Here is a 19,250-nt window from a genome sequence, read left to right on the forward strand (position 1 = left end):
GCCCCCGCACATAGATCGCCCGCTATTCCGCGGCGGGCGATGTCTTTTTGGTTTGCGCTGCCACCAAACGCTGCATCACTTTCAACTCGCGCGATGAAATGCGCATCCCCGCATCAGCCCAAAGTGACACAACATCATCCAATTCTTCGAATGGGATAGGGTTGGCACGTTTCACGGCCTTACGATAAGTGCACAAGGCAGCATGTTTCTGCTCATTCTTGGCAATAAAGCGCTGAACCGTTTTCAGCCCTTCGCCCTTCTCAGCCAGGATGTGGACCACACCCATTTCATAGAGCTCTTCGGCTGTTAGTGTGCGCCCCGTGCGCACAAGCTGCTCGGCTTTGGCAAAGCCAAGTGAGCGCCCTAAGAAGGTCAATGCGCCCATGCCTGGGAACAGGCCGAACATTTGCTCAGGGAAACCAAATTTTGCGCCCTTCTCCGCACAGATATAGTCGAAGGACAGGAGTGATTCAAAACCGCCGCCCAGGGCGTCGCCCTGCACCAACCCGATGGTGAGCACTTCACTATCAATGCTGCGCCAGTTCTTGTGCAAAATTTCGACGCATGAGCGACCATAGCTATAAAGCCGCTCCCTATCTTTGGAATTGATGCAATTTGAAAAATAGTCCAAATCGCCGCCGAGGCAGAAGAAATCGGGATGGCGCGAACCCAGCACAACAAATTTGAAATGCTCCCCCATCTCCTCCTTCAAGGCGCGAATGTTGCGGTGCCAGCCGTGAAAATCCTCCAGCAGATTAGGATTGTATGCAGCGCGCCCCTCAAAGTTCATGAAGCTCCACAAAGTGCCGTGGGAAATGTCGAAAGCATTTTCCAGCTGACCGAGTTCTGGCCAGAATTTGTTGGACAGATTTGTGGATGCTGCTTGGCGCGGCGCCAGCACCGTATTTTCGTTTTTAGGATTTTGATTGCCAGCAAAGTCGGGGCTTTGCAGGCTTAAAGCTGCATTATCTGACATGATACTAAATACTAAAACATTTTTAAAATAGGGGCCCAGTTAACAACATATTAATGAAATTTTCAATCAAATTTATTCGTTTGGCAATATGCAACAATTAACCATAAAACTAACAAAATTGTGACATAACAATGCGTTAAACAGATCCATTAATGAAAATAAGTACTTTTACCCACAGCTTTTATGCAAAAATCAGCATGTGAGCATCCGTTTTACGGGTTGCTGATGCAATTTGCCTTTGGCATATATCCTTTATGACCCGACCTATTCTTTATAGTTTTCGCCGTTGCCCCTATGCCATGCGTGGCCGCCTTGGCCTGCAGGCGGCGCAAATTGAAGTTGAGTTGCGCGAAATTCTGCTGCGCGATAAGCCAGAACTGTTTTTGCAGACCTCCCCAAAAGGCACCGTACCTGTTTTGGATTTAGGTGATGAAGTGCTTGAGGAAAGCCATGACATATTGAAATGGGCATTGGCACAAAGCGATCCTGAAGATTTGCACCATGGCGGCGAAGATATGGCCGCGATGCACGCGCTAATTGAACAATCCGATCAAGAGTTTAAGCCCCTGCTCGATCGATATAAATATCCCAGCCGATATGAGTTGGAGGGCGGCACTGCGGCGCGGGACAACGCCCTGCCTTTTCTAGATATGCTGGAGGATCGACTTAAAGACGGTGGCTATTTGTTTCACGGCCGTATCAGCGCAGCTGACATCGGCATTTGGCCCTTTATCCGCCAATTTGCCCACGTGGATCGTGATTGGTTTTGGGCGCAAGACCGCCCGCATTTGATTGCATGGCTAGATGAATTTCTCGCAAGTGAGCGATTTAAGGCAATTATGCCGAAATTCACCCCATGGCAAAATGGCGACGACCCGGTACTATTTCCTACGAAATAGCCTCTAATGAGCACCTGTTTGCTTGATTATGGCGAGGGGCATCGCTAAAGCTAACTGCCATAAAGCAAAAAGGAATGTCGAATTGGCGTTTAACAATATGATGCCCGCCCAATTGGCGCAGCCGATCATTCGGCGCGCAGTTGAAAATGCTTTGCTGGAAGATCTTGGCCAAGCTGGTGATTTGACCACGCAAGCCACCCTCTCCCCGGACGCCACGGCGGTTGCCGTGATGAACGTTCGCGAGAAAGGCGTCATCAGCGGCATCGATCTCGCCCGCGCAGCCTTTGCCCAGATTGGCGATGGACTTAAATTTGAAGCACATGTTGCGGATGGCGACTTGGTGACCCCAGGACAAGACATTGCGACCATCAGTGGCAATGCGCGGTTGATCATGTCTGCCGAACGCATCGCATTGAACTTTATGTGCCATATGAGCGGCATCGCAACATTCACCAAACGCTATGTGGATGAAATTGAAGGCACCGGCGCGAAAATTTGCTGCACGCGTAAAACCACGCCTGGTATGCGCGCATTTGAGAAATATGCGGTGAAGTGTGGTGGTGGCTCAAACCATCGTTATGGGTTGGATGATGCCATTTTGATTAAAGACAATCACATTGCTGTCGCAGGCGGCGTGAAACAGGCTGTGGCCGCGGCAAAGGCATTTGCAGGACATTTGGTGGCCATCGAAGTGGAAGTGGACACGCTTGAGCAGTTTGGCGAAGCGCTAGACGCTGGCGCAACGGCTGTGTTGCTTGACAATATGAAGCCGAAATTGTTGCGCGAGGCCGTGCATGCAGCGAAAGGCGCGGCACGGTTGGAAGCATCTGGCGGCATCAATTTAGATAGCGTGCGCAAAGTGGCCGAGACAGGCGTTGAATTTATCTCCACAAGTCAGATTACGATGGCAGCCGTGCCATTGGATATTGGGCTCGACATCAAGATCGACATTTAGGACCACCATTCCATGCCGACATTCTCTCCCTTGGCGACACGCATGCTGGATGCAGCACTTGCGGCAAGCAAGGTTATTCTTGAGCACTATCAGCAACATATCGAGGTTGAGCGCAAGGATGACGGGTCTCCGGTAACAGCCGCTGACGCGGCGGGTGAAGCAATTATCATTGAAATGCTGCGCGACTTGGACATTCCGATCCTCGGCGAAGAAAGCGTGGCAGACGGCAAAATCCCGCAATTGGGCAGTCGTTTCTTTGTGGTTGATCCACTTGATGGCACCAAGGAATATATCAAGCGAAACGGCGAATTCACGGTGAATATTGCGTTGGTGGAAGATGGCGTCCCAACACATGGTGTGATCATCGCCCCTGCTCTCAACTCAGCTTATATCGGCACGCCAGATGGCTCTTATCGGGCCGCAATTGAGAATTGTGTGCCGCAAGCGTGGGAGCGCATTTCGACCAACCCTAAGATGGAGTGCAAGATTGTGGCCAGCCGGTCACATGCCCATGGCGCGATCAAGCATTTTCTGGATGAAGCCGGACCATGTGAAGATGTTTCGGTTGGGTCGTCCCTAAAGTTTTGTTTGGTGGCCGAAGGTGCGGCGCTGCACTATCCTCGCTTCACCCCCACCTGCGAATGGGACATTGCGGCGGGCCACGCCATTTTGAGCCATGCGGGTGGCGCACTCATTGAAGCGACCGGACAGCCCATGCGGTACGGCAAAAATGATACGGATTTTCTCAATCCATATTTTGCGGCAGCGGCATCTCCGGCATGTGCCATCAAATGTGCCGAAATAATGATGCGGGCGCTTGAAAAGGCGCGGTAACACACTATTTAGGTTACACAATAATCCAATCGCAACGTTTTACCGTTATGCAAGTTGACGGTTGATCATTATTTTTACCTTTTGTTGCCCTTTTACAAAAAAGTGAAACAGCTTCCCTTGCCATTATGATTTTCCGTCATATATAGGAGTGATATATATCGGTTCTATATGAGGCGCAGATCTATAATGAATGTAAAAACCATTTGCCTTGCCATTCTTACGCAAGGCGAAACCACCGGATACGACATTCGCAAACGCTCTACTGAGGGCGATTATGCCTATTTCATGGAAGCTAGCTTTGGCTCCATCTACCCTGCTTTGTCTAAGCTAGAGGAAGAAGGGTACGTCACCAGCCGCACGGTGGCGCAAGAGGGCAAACCCTCCAAACGCGTCTATAAAATCACAGAAACTGGTCGCACGTTCTTCATCAACTCGCTTTATGACGAGTTGAATGATGATGTGTTCCGTTCTGAATTCTTGCTGTTTTTGCGGTTCGTGGAGGACCTGCCCCGCTCACTGGTGGAAAAACGCGTAAATGAGCGCATTGCCAAATGCGACGACGCGATTGAGAACGTCAAGAAACTGGAAAAAGAGTTCACCAAGCCCTCTGAACGCTGGGTTTTGAATTTCGGGCAGCACTGTATGCGCAGTGCCCGCCAATATCTAATTGAAAATAAACATGAAATATTAGCGCTGGCACAGCAAGAAGATGTACCTGCCCGCGCAGCCGAATAGGGACGAAATTTATGCGATTTCTAATGTCATATGGCGTTGCATTCCTGCTGTTGTTGGGTATCGGCGGATGGATGGCCTCAGGTTACATTGTGCAAGGCGGCCAAGGCCCCGGCAACGGTGAAACCCAAGCGCTAGACGCGGTCGACTTGCCAGGCGCTGACAAAGCCAAAGATTTGATGACCGATTTCGGCTTGATTGAAGGCGACGACGAAAAGGCAGCAAATGAAGATGCTGCGCAAGCTGAGGCTGACGCCGAAACTGCCGCTGAGGAAGAGTTACAAGCCGTACGGACCCGCACTTTTACCATTCAGCCACTGCCGCTAGAAGTTACTCTACGCGGCAACACAATGGCGAAGGCGACAGTGTCGATCCGCGCGGAAACAACTGGCATTTTGGAAAAACGCCACGTTGAAAAAGGTGATCTTGTAGAGGCAGGCGATCTGTTGTGCTCCATCGATTCAGGCACGCGGCAAGCGCGTTTGGCCCAAGCCGAAGCTAGCTTCGAGCAAGCGAAAGCCGACTTTGAGACCAACAAAACATTGCGCGAAAAAGAATTGGCCCCGGCAAATTCTGGTGCAGCTTACGAAGCCAACTTGAAAGCGGCGCAGGCCCAGTTGGACGAAGCCAAAGCTGAACTGGACCGCACTGAGATTTACGCAGAGGCCCGCGGGATTGTTCAAGACCCAATGGCCCAGCCCGGCGACATGCTTTCTGCTGGTGGCGCTTGCGTGACGCTGGTTCAATTGGATCCGCTGGTGTTTGTGGGTGATGTGGCAGAGAGCAACATTGATGCGGTACGCATTGGGTTGCCCGTGACCGTGAAAACCATCACAGGACGCGAAGTTGAAGGCAAAGTGGCCTATATCAGCCCATCTGCCAACACAGCGACACGCGCCTTCCCTGTGGAAGTTGAATTGCCGAACCCAAACCAAACCATCCGCGCCGGATTGACCGCCGAGGCCAGTGCGATTTTGGGCACCGTGCCTGCGCATTTAATCCCACAATCTGTGCTGACATTGGATAATGACGGCACATTGGGCGTGCGCGCTGTTAAAGATGGCCAAGTGAGCTTTCATCCAATTGAGATCGTTAAAGACAGCCAAAAAGGCATTTGGGTGACCGGATTGCCAGAAACCATAGACATCATCACGGTCGGGCAAGAATATGTTGTTGCTGGCCAACAAGTGGTGGCAGACAATGAAACTGAGGAGACAACATCATGATTGGTGCCCTAGAGAATATTCTTCGGCGTCCCAAAACTGTCATCGTTGTGATGATCGTGATGCTAATTGCGGGTATTTCCGCCTATGTTAATCTGCCAAAGGAAAGCCAACCCGATGTGGATGTGCCTTACCTTTATGTATCTGTTTCGCAAACCGGCGTGTCTCCGGCCGATGCGGAGCGCCTGTTGGCGCGACCGTTGGAAAACGAGCTGCGCAATCTTGATGGGTTGAAGTCCATCTCATCCACCTCAAGCACGGGCCACGCGTCTGTGTTTTTGGAGTTTGATATTAACTTCGACAAAGATCAGGCGGTGGTTGATACGCGCGAGAAAGTCGATACGGCAAAATCGCAATTACCTGACGATGCAAACGAACCAACTGTGCACGAAATCTCAGCCAATGGCTTTGCCACCATCACGGTGGCTCTTTCTGGTGATGTGCCTGAACGTACATTGTTGCGTGTGGCGCAGGACTTGCAAGAGGATTTAGAAGGCATCTCCACAGTGCGCGACGTTAATATGGCGGGCGACCGTGAGGAAGTGTTGGACGTGGTGGTCGACCTGTTGAAGCTGGAAAGCTACAATCTGACGACCAATCAACTGTTTGATGCGCTGGCGCGGAACAACCTTGTTGTGCCTGCTGGCACCTTGGACACAGGCCAAGGCAAATTTGCTTTGGAAGTGCCCGGCCTTATCGAGACAGCTTCTGACGTATTCACCCTGCCCTTAAAAACGGATGGCAGCACCATCGTGACATTTGGCGATGTAGCGACCATTCAGCGTACCTTTAAAGATGCTACTGACTTTACCCGTGTGAACGGCGAGCCAGCGATCATCCTTGAAGTGAACAAGCGCTTGGGGTCCAACATTATCGACACATCAGATAATGTGCGTAAAGTTGTGGAAGCTGCCAAAGCGGATTGGCCGACAACAATCCATGCATCATATATGCTGGATCAGGCGAAATTCTCAAAAAGCATGTTGGACTCATTGCAATCGGCTGTTTTGACAGCGATTGCTTTGGTGATGATTGTCACCATCGCCATGTTGGGTATTCGCCCTGCGATCATGGTGGGTGTGGCGATCCCAACAAGCTTTATGATGGCGTTCTTCTTCCTGCAATTGCTTGGCTATACCGTCAATATGATGATCATGTTCGGCTTGGTGCTGACTGTGGGCATGTTGGTGGATGGTGCCATTGTGATTGTGGAATATGCTGACCGTAAAATCTCAGAAGGGATGGAACGGCGCGAAGCCTTTATCCGTGCGGCGAAGTTGATGTTCTGGCCCGTTGTTTCCTCTACGGCGACAACGCTGGCGGCCTTTACACCGATGCTGTTGTGGCCGGGGATTATCGGCAAGTTTATGAGCTATTTGCCGATCATGGTGATCATCACCCTGATTTCATCCTTGATTACGGCGATGATCTTCCTGCCCGTTATTGGCGGACTTGTTGCCCGCAAACGTGTGAGCGAAAAGGAAATTGCCGCGGCGAAGTCCCTTTCCGTACACAACCACTTTGATCCAAAGAAAGTGCCGGGCATTACTGGGCTTTACATCCGGTTTATGAATGCAATCATCCGTAGGCCTTTGATCGTGCTGATCGTTGGCTTGGGTGTGATTGGTGGTGTGTTCTACACATTTTCAAACAACCCAACCGGCGTGGAAGCGTTTCCAAAGATCGAGCCTGAATATGCCACTGTGGCCATTACGGGCCGCGGCAACTACTCGCCGGTGGAAATTCGCGATCTATTGATCGAGGTGGAGCAAGAGGTTCTTAAGGTTGAAGGCATTGAAGATGCTGTGTTGAACTTTGGTTCGACTGGCGCTGTGACCTCCACACCGCCAGACACAATCGGCAACTTGCAGCTTGAGTTTGAACCATTCCGTGACCGTCGTTATGCCACTGAAATTTTCGCGGATATTCGCGCCAATGTGGCGGATATCTCCGGTGTTGGCGTTGAGCTGTTGGAGGCAGAAGAAGGCCCGCCATCAGGCAAAGACGTGAACATGCGCGTTGTGGCTCAAAGCTATGACGAGTTGGCCCCAGTGGTGGCAAAAATCCGCGACTATATCGAGAACGATATGGGCGACATGATTGAAGTTGAGGATGGTCGTCCCCTCCCCGGCATCGATTGGGAAATCAAAGTAGACCGCGAAAAGGCTGCCTTGTTTGGTCTAGGTGTGCGTGAACTGTCACCTTATGTGCAATTGGTCACCTCCGGTGTCGCCATTGGCAGCTATCGCCCTGATGACGCAAATGACGAGCTGGACATTCAAGTCCGCTTGCCAAAAGAACAGCGCACATTCGATGCGTTGGACAGCTTGCGGATCATCACCAACCAAGGTTTGGTGCCTGTTTCGAACTTTATCGAGCGTAAAGCTGTGCCGAAAGTGGCGAACATTGAACGCCGCAATGAAAAGTACACTATGAGTGTACGCGGCAATGTGGCCCCTGCGGAAAATGAAGATGGCACACCAGTTACTGCTGCGCAAAAAGTGGAGCAACTGAAAGCCTGGATTGATGACCAAAGCTGGCCTTCAACGATTGATTTCGAGTTTGCCGGCGCGGACGAGCAAACCCAAGAAACCAATGCCTTCATGATGCAGGCTGGTTTGGGCGCAATGTTCTTGATGTTTCTGATCCTACTGACCCAGTTCAACAGCTTCTATCAAGTGTTCATCACCCTATCGACAGTGGTGATGTCTGTAGCAGGCGTTTTGCTGGGCATGATGATCACGCAGCAAGCGTTCTCAGCTATCATGACTGGCGTGGGTATCGTTTCGCTGGCTGGTATCGTGGTGAACAACTCGATTGTTTTGATCGACACCTATAACCGCTTCCGCAAGGAAGATGGTGTGGACCCGGTCACAGCATCCTTGATGACCGCATCGCAGCGCTTGCGCCCTGTGATGTTGACCACGATCACCACCGTTTTCGGGCTTATCCCCATGGCGATGGGCATCTCGATCGACTTCTTCGCGCGGGAAATCATTGTTGGTGACCCATCCGGGTCTTGGTGGATCCAGTTGGCCACGGCAGTGATTGCCGGGTTGAGCTTCTCAACATTGCTTACGCTGATCATGGTGCCAGTGATGCTCTCCGCCCCTTCCATTTGGAAAGACTTCTTTGTTTGGGTTTGGACATCAACTGCTGGACGCAAAGCGGAACAAGCTAAAGCTGAGGCTCAGCAAGCAAAAGCACAGCAAGATGCGTCACAACAAGATCAACCTGCTGATGCTCAAATTCCTGGGCATACGGATAGTGCGAAACAATATATTCGCACACCTGTGGAAGGCAGCTTGTTGTCAGAAGAAAAGAATGGCGTGACCATCGTGTCTCGCCCGACCCCGGAAGCGGCTGAGTAAGTCAGCCCTTTCCAACCTCCAAAGTGAAACGGCCCCTCGCGGGGCCGTTTTTTTATGCCGCCAACAATTTCAAAGCGACTTTATTGGGCAGGTTCATCTTCGGTTTTGACTGAGATGAAGCCCTCACTGCCGGCGCTTTCGCGCGCCATGCGCAACCGTTCGCCAGCCTCGTCGACCTCGCGCTGACGGTTCCACATTTGTGAATAGAGCCCTTCTTGCGCCAACAGGCCTTCATGGTTGCCCCGCTCCGCAATCTTACCGTCGCGCAACACGATGATCTCATCGGCATTGACCACGGTCGAAAGACGGTGCGCGATCACCAAGGTGGTCCGATCTTGCGCCACTGCATCAAGGGCTGACTGAATTTCCTGCTCCGTTTGCGTATCCAGCGCAGAAGTTGCTTCGTCCAAAATAAGGATTGGCGGGCTCTTCAGGATGGTCCGCGCAATCGCAACACGTTGCTTTTCACCGCCAGACAATTTTAGACCGCGTTCACCCACTTGGGTGTTAAACCCATCAGGCAAAGCCTCAATAAAGTCTGAGATCTGTGCCAAACGAGCGGCTTCACGCACCTCGGCGTCAGTTGCCTCTGGGCGGCCATAGCGAATATTGTATTCGATGGTGTCGTTGAACAGCACTGTATCTTGCGGCACCATGCCCACAGCAGCGCGAAGTGACTTTTGAGTTACGTCCCGCACATCTTGCCCATCAACCTCTACGCTGCCTTCAATCACGTCATAGAAGCGATATATTAGGCGGGAGATGGTTGATTTACCGGCTCCAGACGGCCCGACAACAGCGATTGTTTTGCCCGCTGGCACCTCAAAGCTGATGCCCTTCAGGATTTCCCGGTTTGAATCATAGTGGAACTTCACATCGTTGAATTTTAGAACGGGGCCTTCCACCTTCAATTCTTTGGCGCCTGGTTTGTCTTCAATTTCGGCATCTTGATCCAGCAGATGGAACATTTGCTCAATGTCTGTCAGGCCCTGACGGATTTCGCGATAAACGAAACCGATGAAGTTCAATGGACGATAGATTTGCATCATAAAGGTGTTGATCAACACAAAATCACCCACGGTGATTGCGCCGCTGACAACGCCCTGCACTGACATGACACCAATGACGATCATGCCGGCCCAAAAGATAACAGCCTGACCAAAGTTCAAGAAACCGAGCGAGGTCCACATGCGAATTGCCGCGCCTTCATATTTGGCCATTGCCCCATCAAAACGGCGGGTTTCCATTTCTTCATTGCCGAAATATTTGACGGTTTCAAAGTTCAGCAAGCTGTCGATTGCCTTGGAATTGGCATCGGTATCGCTGTCATTCATGGCCCGGCGAATGCCAATACGCCAGTTCGACGCTTTGATGGTGAAATAGATGTAGGCCCAAATGGTGACCACAAGCACGCCCAGATAGGAGATACCGAACATCCAGACAAACACGGTGCCGATGATCAAAAACTCCACCAAGGCTGGTGCGGTGTTCAGCATGGTGAACCGGACAATGGTCTCAATGCCTTTTGTCCCCCGCTCAATAACGCGCGAAAGACCGCCCGTACGGCGCTGCAGGTGATAGCGAAGGCTGAGCGCGTGCAGATGCTTAAAGGTGCGGTGGGCGAGCTGGCGCACGGCATTTTGCCCAACAGATGCAAACAGCACGTCGCGCAACTGCATAAAGCCGCTCTCAACGATTGAGCCGATACCGTAAGCAATTGCAAAGATGAACGGCAGCGACAAACCAAACCACATCGCGGCTTCGGCGCCCGAGGGTTCGCCCAAACTGTCGATGACGCCCTTATAGGCGAAGGGCACTAACGTTGAGGCACCTTTGGCCGCGAGCAAGGCAACAATCGCCAACAGCACGCGCATTTTGAGTTCGGGACGATCACTTGGCCACATATAGGGCCAAAGATTTTTAACTGTCGTCAGGACGTCGCCTTCTTCGGCGCTGACAGTCTGTTTCTTGGCGTTTTTAGCTTGGTTATCTGCCATTAGCTATCAATACTCGCTTTATGTTTTTCGGTTGCGGCGCGGTCGGCTGCCAATATCTCGTCTATCCCGGCTTTCAGCCGTTCAAACGGTTCAGCGCAAATGGAATAGCAGTTTCGGGTGCCCTGCCCTTTGCGTTCGATTAGGCCCGCCTCCAAAAGCACTTTAAGGTGCTGGGACACAGTGGATTGCGCCAAATCGATGCAGGTGGTGACATCGCCACAACAAGGTGTTTTTTGCTTGGTCAAATAACGCAGGATTGCCACCCGTGCAGGATGGCCCACCGCGCGCGTGAGTTTTGCTAATTCTTCATCTTTAGACATGAGAAACCCTTTATCGTATTTTTACGATAAAGGGTTTACTCTCAAACTGCAAGCTGCAATTTTATTCGCTACGTTCCTGTTCGGTAGGTAGATCAAAAACTTGGCCAGGGAAAATCAGATGTGGATTGCTGATTTCATTGGCATTGGCTTCATAGATTGTGGTGTAGCGGATGCCGCGGCCATATACCCGGCGGGCAATGGTCCACAAATTGTCGCCCTTGCGGATGATGGCCTTGCCGGAAACAAAACGACCTTCCGCATCATCCACCGGTATTGCAGTGATGGTTGGAATATCTGCTTCCGCCGTTTCCGTTGCCGCATCTTCCTCAGTGGCAGTTTCGACTTCTGGCGTGGTCACATCATTTTCAGCAACCATTTCTTCTTCAGTCATCTCAGGCGCTTCAGTTTCCACAACTGGCTGTTCTGGTGCCGCCGCAACATCAATTGATGGCTCCTCTTCCGCCATATCTGTTTCTGACATTGCATCTTCTGCATCAGTCGCCATTGGCTCAGTTTCAGACGCGTCGGCCATTGCCTCTTCAACAGCATCAACCGCGTCTTCTGCGCTGGCCACAGCCATTTCTTCGGTTGGAGCTACCTCTTCTTCAGTCATTGGCTCGCTGTCTGCTTCCGCAACATCGACAGGCTGAGCTTCTTCATCGGCAGCCTCAGTTTCAGGTTCGGCCATCTCACTATCGGCGATCATTTGCTCTTCTTCAGCAGCAGGCGTCTCCGGTTCAGTTGCGGGCTGTTCTGGCGCTTCTGCCACTTCAGGTGCAGCCTCCTCGGTATCCATATCTGAATTGGGCATAACTTCTTCTGCGTCAGCGACCATTGGGGCCTCTTCGGCCGTTTCAGACATGTCAACTTCTGGCTCCGGAGCTGCCTCATCAGTACTCGCCGCCTCGGTCTCTTCCGAAGGTGCAGGCTGTTCAGCCAATGGCTCAGCGTCGGCCTCAGCGGTTTCAGTTACTGCCGCAGGTTCCTCCGATGCTTCGGCTTGAGTGCCTGTTGCATCAGCGGCTTTTGCATCTGCCATATCAGCCGCGTCCGCAGTTTCCATTTCCTCAACAGTTTCCTCAGCAGCCACTGGCTCTTCTTCGCTGCTTGGTGCGGTTTCTGTTGCCTCGGCAAGTTCCATATCCTGTGGCGCTTCGGTAGTTGATCCAACGGCTGGTGCTTCGACTGCGTCTGCGTCAGGTGCTTCTGCGACTTCAGCCGCTTCTTCAGTTTCCGCTGGCATTTCCGTCATTTCTGCTTCGGCAACATCCATCGTTTCCACAGCAGGTGCTTCGTCGGTGGTGTCTTCAACGACTTCGGCTTCAGCCACTTCTGTTGATTGTCCAGTTTCTTCGCTTGTTGCTGGCTCGTCCGCCGTCGCGGCAGGCTCTGGCACGGCTTCGGCTGTCGCGATGCGCTCAATCACGAAGTTGACCTCTGCGCGTGCCAATACATTGGCTGTTTTGGGATCAATCAGATCGGCCCGTACACGCTGGCTTGGCTCAGTGAGCACGTCATCGGCTTCCACCAACCAGCGACCACCTTGCACCGTTGCGTCAGCCACATATGTGTTTTCAACATATAGGCGCACGATGCCCCCTTCTGGGCCACCGCCGGCGATGAAGTTTTGCTGACCATCAATCTCAATCGCATCGATGGTTGGCTGCACAAATGCTTCAACGGCTTCAAGCACGTCTGATGCATCGTCGATTGCATCTGTCTCCAAAGCTGCAACGTCCATCTGTTCTTCGGTGGCTTCTTCAGCTGGTGTTGCTTCTTCTGTATCCGCAACCGCAACGTCGATCTGCTCTTCGGTGGCGTCTTCGACTGGCGCAGCCTCTTCAGTGTCTGCTGCCGCCATTTCAGTCGTATCAGCAGCCTCGGCTTCTACAGCAGGTGCGACTTCTTCAGTTGTTTCTGCTTCAGCAACTTCAGCTTCAGATTGAATTTCGGAATCATTTGAATCGGTTAGCGCTGCCTCTTGAGCTTCTGATTCAGCCACTTCAACTTCTGATTCAACTGGTGCTTCGGTTTCCGAAGTATCTTCGTCAGCCGCAGCAACTTGAGTTGTTTCCTCAACTGCAGGCTCTTCAGTCGCCATTTTCGCTTCGGTTGCGGTTTCCTCTTCAGCAGGCTGTTCTACATCAGCTTCTGCGACTTCGGTGGTTTCTGTTTCGTCCCCAGTTGGTGCTTCGGCCAATTCAGTCGGCGCGTCGTCAACTTGTTCTGGATAGCGGTCTAGACCTTGAAGAATTTCGCTTGCCGCACCTGGCTCGCTGGCGATGACGATTGGCTCACGGTCCATTGTATCGTAGATCAACACAACTTCTGACTTGTTGGACCGCGCCACCAAGCCATCTGAATCAATCGATTCAACTGTGATTTCCACCCCGCCTGGCGGCAACGGTTGTTCGGGCACAATCACCCATTCGCCATTTGCTTCGAATGTGGCCTCGCCAATCGGCTCGCCATTTGCACGGGCAATCACTTTTTCATGCTGTGGATCGCCATTGCCTACAATCACGACAGATCCGTCTGGGCTGGCGCGGGCGATGGTGAAATCCGGTGCGAAAAGCGGTGGGGCGATTTGAGTTTCGTCGGTTTGTGCATCTTCTGCTGGTGCAGGATCAGCTTCAAGGCGATCCTGATCAGACGAGGACGCAGCGTCCTGCTGGTCAACATCTCCAGCCTCGGTATCGGCAGTCACGTTGGCGCTTTGCTCAACTGGTGTGCGGTTGGTGATTTGGCCTGTTACGCAGCTCAGAAATGGCGCATCGCGCCCAGAACATGCATTGATGGCAGGTGCCACGACAACGCCCCCCACAATAAGAGTGGTGGCCGCTGCAAAGCCTAGTGCAACATAGAGATTGGATTTAGATGCCGATTCAGCCAGTTTTGCCTCCCCTTAGTCTTGAGAAGCTGGCCCCGAAACTACCAACTATTCACTCAAGACTCGGTTTTCATAAGTTTATACGTCACCGATTCATACAGTGCCTCGAAGGATGCATCAATGATATTTGGCGAAACGCCGACGGTAAACCAACGTTCCCCAGATTTGTCGCGAGATTCAACCAATACACGGGTGACCGCGCCCGTGCCGCCGTTTAGGATACGCACCTTAAAATCGACCAACTCAAGGTCATCAATTCGGTCCGAATATTTGCCCAAATCTTTGCGCATCGCCAAATCGAGCGCATTGACCGGGCCGTTACCTTCAGCCACCGACATGAGCATTTCACCATCTACTTCGATTTTCACAATCGCTTCTGACATGGTGATCAAATCGCCATTGGCGTTGTAACGCCGCTCAACGGAAGTGCGGAAGCTTTCCACTCGGAAAAACTCAGGCAGTTGGCCAAACGTGCGACGGGCCAGCAAAGCAAATGACGCATCCGCCCCATCATAGGAATAACCGCGGGCTTCGCGTTCTTTCACTTTGCGCAGGAGTTGATCCAATCGCGGATCGTCTTTTTCGATTTTAAGGCCTACCCGCCCCAACACCGTGAGCAGGTTGGACTTACCCGCTTGTTGCGACACCATCACATTGCGCTCATTGCCCACCACGGCAGGATCAATATGCTCATATGATGATGGGTCTTTAAGAATGGCAGAGGCGTGAATGCCGGCCTTGGTGGCGAAAGCGGAAGCACCCACATAAGGTGCTTGCCGCGCCGGCGCGCGGTTTAGCAATTCGTCAAACTGCCGCGATAGCGAAGTGAGCCCTTCGAGTTCCTTCTGCCCGACGCCGATTTCCAGCTCATCGCAGAATGGCTTTTTAAGCGCAAAGGTTGGGATCAGGGAGATCATATTGGCGTTGCCGCAGCGCTCGCCAATACCATTCAACGTGCCTTGCACATGGCGGACCCCTGCCCGCACCGCAGCCAAAGTGTTGGCCACGGCTTGTTCTGTGTCGTTATGCACATGAATGCCAAGATGGCTGCCGGGCACAGATTGCTGCACGTGGGTGACGATGGCTTCAATCTCATCGGGCATGGTGCCGCCATTTGTGTCGCATAAGACGACCCAACGGGCGCCTGCATCATAGGCTGCTTTGGCGCAGGAGATCGCATAATCCGGATTGGACTTGTAGCCATCAAAGAAATGCTCGCAGTCAACGATGCATTCTTTTTTTGCACTGAGCGTTGCTTCAACGCTGGACTGGATGGCCTCAATGTTTTCGGCCTGCGAAATGCCCATGGCCATTTCGATCTGCTTGTCCCACGCTTTGGCCACAAAGCAGATCGCTTTAGCCGCTGAATTGAGCAGGCCCTGCACACCGGGATCGTTTTCCACCGAGCGGCCTGCCCGTTTGGTCATGCCGAAGGCGGTGAAAATGGCGTTTTTGGTGCGGTCTTTTTCGAAAAATTCGGTATCGACCACGTTAGCGCCAGGGTAACCGCCTTCAATATAATCAACGCCTAAATTATCGAGCAATTTGGTGATGGTAATTTTGTCTTCAACTGAAAACTCTACGCCCGCTGTTTGGGCACCATCGCGCAATGTTGTGTCGAATAAATATAGGCGTTCTTTGGTCATGTTCAGTCCTGACTATCGGGCCATTCGGCTGTGTCGTGATCGGGATGTTGGAAGTTTTTCATGCTCGAAAGCTGAGCTTGAAACTCAGGGTCTTCCGGGCGGATCGGCAGCTCATGCAAATGATCAAAGCTTTTGATGCGCGCTGCATAATCGAGCTGCTTTGTGGGGGAAACTTTGTTTGGATCGTCAAAGCTGCCGATGGACAAAGAAATGCCATCGCGGTCCCACTCGTAGGTGAGCGGGGTGCCGCAATCTTTGCAAAAACCGCGCTTGGCCACTGTGGAGCTTTGGAAATAGCTTGGTTGCCCCCGCGTCCAGCTCACCTTGTCGTTGCTGAACGTGGCGAATGCGCCAAAATAGCTGCCAGACTGCTTTTGGCACATGCGGCAATGGCAGATCGAGCCGCCATATTCGTCGCCCAACGCTTTATAGCGCACCGCGCCGCATTGGCAGCCCCCGGTGTGAATCGTTTCAGACATTTATGCGACCTCCCAATTGGTGATGCGGTTGCCCGCCTCGTCTTTGCCGTCTTTCAGCTTGATGCCCATGGCGGTGAGCTCATCGCGGATCGCGTCTGCCTCGCCCCATTCTTTGGCGTTCAAATGATCCAAACGCGCTTGTATTTTGGCTTCAATTTCGTCTGCCTGCTCATGCTCTGGCCCTGCATTTTGCGCAGCTTGGTAGGCTTTCATGCCGTCAAAGCTGACCAGACCCAAAAGCTGCATCGAGCCAAAGAGCCGCCGCGCATTGTGCTCACGATCACCACCTGCATGGCGGTGCAATTCAGCCAGCACGCCGGACATGTTCATATCGTTCGCCAAATAGGCCAACAGCTTTGAACATGGGCCTAAAGCTTCATATTCGGCGCGGTTTTCCTCCACAAAATCCAACCCTAGCTTCAGCATTGTCGCCTTCCAGCGATTAAGGTTTTTCTCAGCTTCTTCAAGCCGTTTCAGGGTGAAATCGATCGGCTCGCGGTAATTTGTCATGATCAAACCAAGGCGCAACACATCGCCCGGCCATTTGCGGTTGCCAAAGTTTTCAGTCTCCAGCAGGTCAGCAATAGTGTAAAAATTGCCCAAGCTCTTGGACATTTTTTCACCTTCGATCTGCAAAAAGCCATTGTGCAGCCAATAGTTGGCCATGCGATCTGTGCCGTGTGAACAACGTGATTGGGCAATTTCATTTTCATGGTGCGGGAACACCAAATCGATGCCGCCAGCATGAATGTCGAACACTTTACCCAAATAACGCTCGGTCATGGCAGAACATTCAAGGTGCCAGCCCGGACGGCCTTTACCCCATGGGCTATCCCAACCGGGCAGATTTTCATCGGACAGCTTCCACAACACGAAATCGCCGGGATTTTTCTTGTGTTCTTCCACATCGATGCGGGCACCCGCCTGCTGTTCGTCAAGGTTGCGGTTGGAGAATTTGCCGTAATCAGCCATGGAAGTGACATCAAACAGCACTTCCCCACCCGCTTCATAGGCATGACCTTTTTCGATCAGCGTCTCGATCATTTTGATCATTTCATCGATATTGTCTGTGGCGCGCGGTTGCAGATCTGGGTCAAGATTGCCCAGTGCATGCATATCGGACTGATATTGCGCAGCGGTGCGCTCGGTAACTTCACGGATGGCTTGGTTCAGCTCCATGCCCGGATGCTCTTGCGCGGCGCGGGCGTTGATCTTGTCATCCACGTCCGTGATGTTGCGGGCATAGGTGACATGCTCAGCGCCGTAAATATGGCGCAACAGACGATACAACAGGTCAAATGCCACGGCAGAACGGCCATTACCAATATGGGCATAATCATAAACGGTTGGGCCACACACATACATGCGCACATTGTTTGGATCGATTGGATCGAAGCGCTCTTTTTGGCGTGTCAGTGTGTTGTAAAGTTGAATTTCAGTCATGTCCCTCAGCCCAATATTGAATTTGCGACCAGCCAGAATGGCCCGTCAGCGGCGAGGATTTTGCAAATGGAATGGAAAAAGAGAATACAAAACCGCGCCGCTAAATGTTAGCGGATAATAATGCAGCCAATAATACAGATTTGGTTACGGTTTTGCTTCATGGGCGCACTTTGAGCGAAAAGCGCTAAGAAAATCAAGCTCAAATAGATATTTTTGGCACGAAAACAAAAAAGGGAGCCGATTGGCTCCCTAAAATTCTTGTTAGAATGAAGAGCGTCTAGCTCTTTTTCTCACGATATGTGTCGTGACATTCTTTACAGGTGCCACCCAAAGTGCGGGCATCGCCGCCTGCTAATGAGTCAGCTTCTAGCTTGTCGAACAATGCAACAAACTGATCCCACTCTTCCCAAATCAACGGTGCCGCTTCTGAATCAGCGCTGGTTGAGCCTTCTGGGAAAAGCATTTTCAGCTTTGCAGCCAATGGTGCAACATCGCCGGGGTTGCCAGCTTTCAACGCAGCGCCCATATCTTTCATGGCTTGCTGACGTTCTGCAATAACATCTTCTTGAGCATTGATGCCGGCGACGCCGCCCAATGCCAGTGCGATTGAGGTGGCAGCCACCGCGATCATCTTAAATTTCATTGTCTTCTCCCTATCACATGCAAGGTGTGTGCTATGCCCGATCAACTAAACTATGCCATCGAATGATGACAATTGCATCGGTGAAAGCGCACAAATCATTGATCTGTGCGCTCACATTTGCGTGATAGATGAAGTTAGAAATGCGGCCTTTGTTAGACCACCCGGCATGGCTTAAGAAACGTCAGCCAGCTCTTTCTGATGCAGCCAATCGGCGTGTTTTGGTGCTTTTTTGGTGCGGGACCATTCTTCCAACATATCCCACTTCACCGAATCCAAACGCTCGAGCAGCTCTTGTTCTTTTGGATCTGGGCACGCCAGTTCAACACGGTGGCCATTTGGATCGAAGAAATAGATTGAGTGGAAAATCGAGTGATCGGTGACGCCAAGCACTTCTACGCCATTCTTTTCCAAATGCTCTTTGAATTCGATCAGTTCGTCGCGGTCTTTCACCTTGAAAGCGATATGTTGCACCCAAATCGGGGTATTCTCATCGCGCCCCATTTCCGGCTTTGTTGGGAGCTCAAAAAAGGCCAAAACGTTGCCGTTCCCTGCATCCAAGAATAGATGCATGTAAGGATCTGGCTCGTGGGTTGAGGGCACATGGTCCTCAGCAATGGCCAGCACGAAGTCCATATTGAGCATCTTCGTGTACCACTCAACAGTCTCTTTCGCATCCTTACAACGATAGGCCACATGGTGAATTTGTTCGATTTTCATATCTTCCTCCAAATTAGTTACGTTCGTAACTATATGGACATAATAGTTACGCGCGCAACTAATTGCAACAGCAAATTAGTGCTCCCGCTTTGAACTTTGGTTGAAGGTGCTTTTGAGGCTGCGGC

The 19,250-nt window shown here is 51.8% G+C and carries 15 protein-coding genes; 6 read left to right on the forward strand and 9 right to left on the reverse strand.

Going from position 1 to position 19,250, the window contains the following annotated elements:
- Positions 1-22: 22 nt before the first annotated feature.
- Complete coding sequence (locus ACP15Y_RS03905; protein WP_424981688.1) at positions 23-976, reverse strand: crotonase/enoyl-CoA hydratase family protein; 954 nt, start codon at positions 974-976, stop codon at positions 23-25.
- Between the two features lie 254 nt (positions 977-1,230).
- On the opposite strand from ACP15Y_RS03905, the gene ACP15Y_RS03910 reads away from it, so the two are divergent.
- The 6 genes from ACP15Y_RS03910 (at position 1,231) to ACP15Y_RS03935 (ending at position 8,990) form a co-directional block, all read left to right on the forward strand.
- Positions 1,231-1,875 carry a glutathione S-transferase gene (locus tag ACP15Y_RS03910; RefSeq protein ID WP_424981689.1) on the forward strand — a complete coding sequence of 215 codons (645 nt, stop codon included), beginning with the start codon at positions 1,231-1,233 and terminating at the stop codon, positions 1,873-1,875.
- A gap of 97 nt (positions 1,876-1,972) precedes the next feature.
- Complete coding sequence (gene nadC, locus ACP15Y_RS03915) at positions 1,973-2,830, forward strand: carboxylating nicotinate-nucleotide diphosphorylase (protein WP_424982456.1); 858 nt, start codon at positions 1,973-1,975, stop codon at positions 2,828-2,830.
- Between the two features lie 12 nt (positions 2,831-2,842).
- Positions 2,843-3,664, forward strand: a complete 822-nt coding sequence (cysQ, locus tag ACP15Y_RS03920; protein ID WP_424981690.1) for a 3'(2'),5'-bisphosphate nucleotidase CysQ — start codon at positions 2,843-2,845, stop codon at positions 3,662-3,664.
- A 186-nt stretch (positions 3,665-3,850) separates the two neighbouring features.
- Complete coding sequence (locus ACP15Y_RS03925; protein WP_424981691.1) at positions 3,851-4,399, forward strand: helix-turn-helix transcriptional regulator; 549 nt, start codon at positions 3,851-3,853, stop codon at positions 4,397-4,399.
- A gap of 11 nt (positions 4,400-4,410) precedes the next feature.
- Complete coding sequence (locus tag ACP15Y_RS03930) at positions 4,411-5,622, forward strand: efflux RND transporter periplasmic adaptor subunit (protein WP_424981692.1); 1,212 nt, start codon at positions 4,411-4,413, stop codon at positions 5,620-5,622.
- Entirely contained in the window at positions 5,619-8,990 is a 3,372-nt protein-coding gene (locus ACP15Y_RS03935; RefSeq protein WP_424981693.1) for an efflux RND transporter permease subunit, read from the forward strand. The genes ACP15Y_RS03930 and ACP15Y_RS03935 overlap by 4 nt, the downstream gene beginning before the upstream one ends.
- A gap of 80 nt (positions 8,991-9,070) precedes the next feature.
- Here ACP15Y_RS03935 and ACP15Y_RS03940 read toward each other — a convergent pair whose 3' ends face one another.
- From ACP15Y_RS03940 to ACP15Y_RS03975, 8 genes are all read right to left on the reverse strand, one after another.
- A complete protein-coding gene (locus ACP15Y_RS03940) occupies positions 9,071-10,987 on the reverse strand; it encodes an ABCB family ABC transporter ATP-binding protein/permease (protein WP_424981694.1) in 1,917 nt (638 codons plus the stop codon).
- Positions 10,987-11,307, reverse strand: a complete 321-nt coding sequence (locus ACP15Y_RS03945) for an ArsR/SmtB family transcription factor (RefSeq protein WP_424981695.1) — start codon at positions 11,305-11,307, stop codon at positions 10,987-10,989. The genes ACP15Y_RS03940 and ACP15Y_RS03945 overlap by 1 nt, the downstream gene beginning before the upstream one ends.
- Before the next feature lie 61 nt (positions 11,308-11,368).
- Positions 11,369-14,116 (reverse strand): LysM peptidoglycan-binding domain-containing protein, encoded by a 2,748-nt coding sequence (locus tag ACP15Y_RS03950; RefSeq protein WP_424981696.1) that lies wholly within the window; start codon positions 14,114-14,116, stop codon positions 11,369-11,371.
- A gap of 137 nt (positions 14,117-14,253) precedes the next feature.
- Complete coding sequence (gene cimA, locus ACP15Y_RS03955) at positions 14,254-15,843, reverse strand: citramalate synthase (RefSeq protein ID WP_424981697.1); 1,590 nt, start codon at positions 15,841-15,843, stop codon at positions 14,254-14,256.
- Between the two features lie 2 nt (positions 15,844-15,845).
- Positions 15,846-16,322, reverse strand: a complete 477-nt coding sequence (locus tag ACP15Y_RS03960; RefSeq protein ID WP_166638960.1) for a GFA family protein — start codon at positions 16,320-16,322, stop codon at positions 15,846-15,848.
- The gene (gene cysS / locus ACP15Y_RS03965; RefSeq protein WP_424981698.1) at positions 16,323-17,765 is read right to left on the reverse strand and encodes a cysteine--tRNA ligase; all 1,443 of its coding nucleotides are present in this window, start codon (positions 17,763-17,765) and stop codon (positions 16,323-16,325) included.
- A gap of 277 nt (positions 17,766-18,042) precedes the next feature.
- Positions 18,043-18,408, reverse strand: coding sequence for a c-type cytochrome (locus tag ACP15Y_RS03970; RefSeq protein ID WP_424981700.1), 366 nt, complete (start codon positions 18,406-18,408; stop codon positions 18,043-18,045).
- Between the two features lie 171 nt (positions 18,409-18,579).
- Positions 18,580-19,125 carry a VOC family protein gene (locus ACP15Y_RS03975; protein WP_424981701.1) on the reverse strand — a complete coding sequence of 182 codons (546 nt, stop codon included), beginning with the start codon at positions 19,123-19,125 and terminating at the stop codon, positions 18,580-18,582.
- Positions 19,126-19,250 lie beyond the last annotated feature (125 nt).

It is taken from the genome of Maritalea sp. S77 (assembly GCF_049801075.1).
In the GTDB taxonomy this organism is placed as follows: Bacteria; Pseudomonadota; Alphaproteobacteria; order Rhizobiales; family Devosiaceae; genus Maritalea.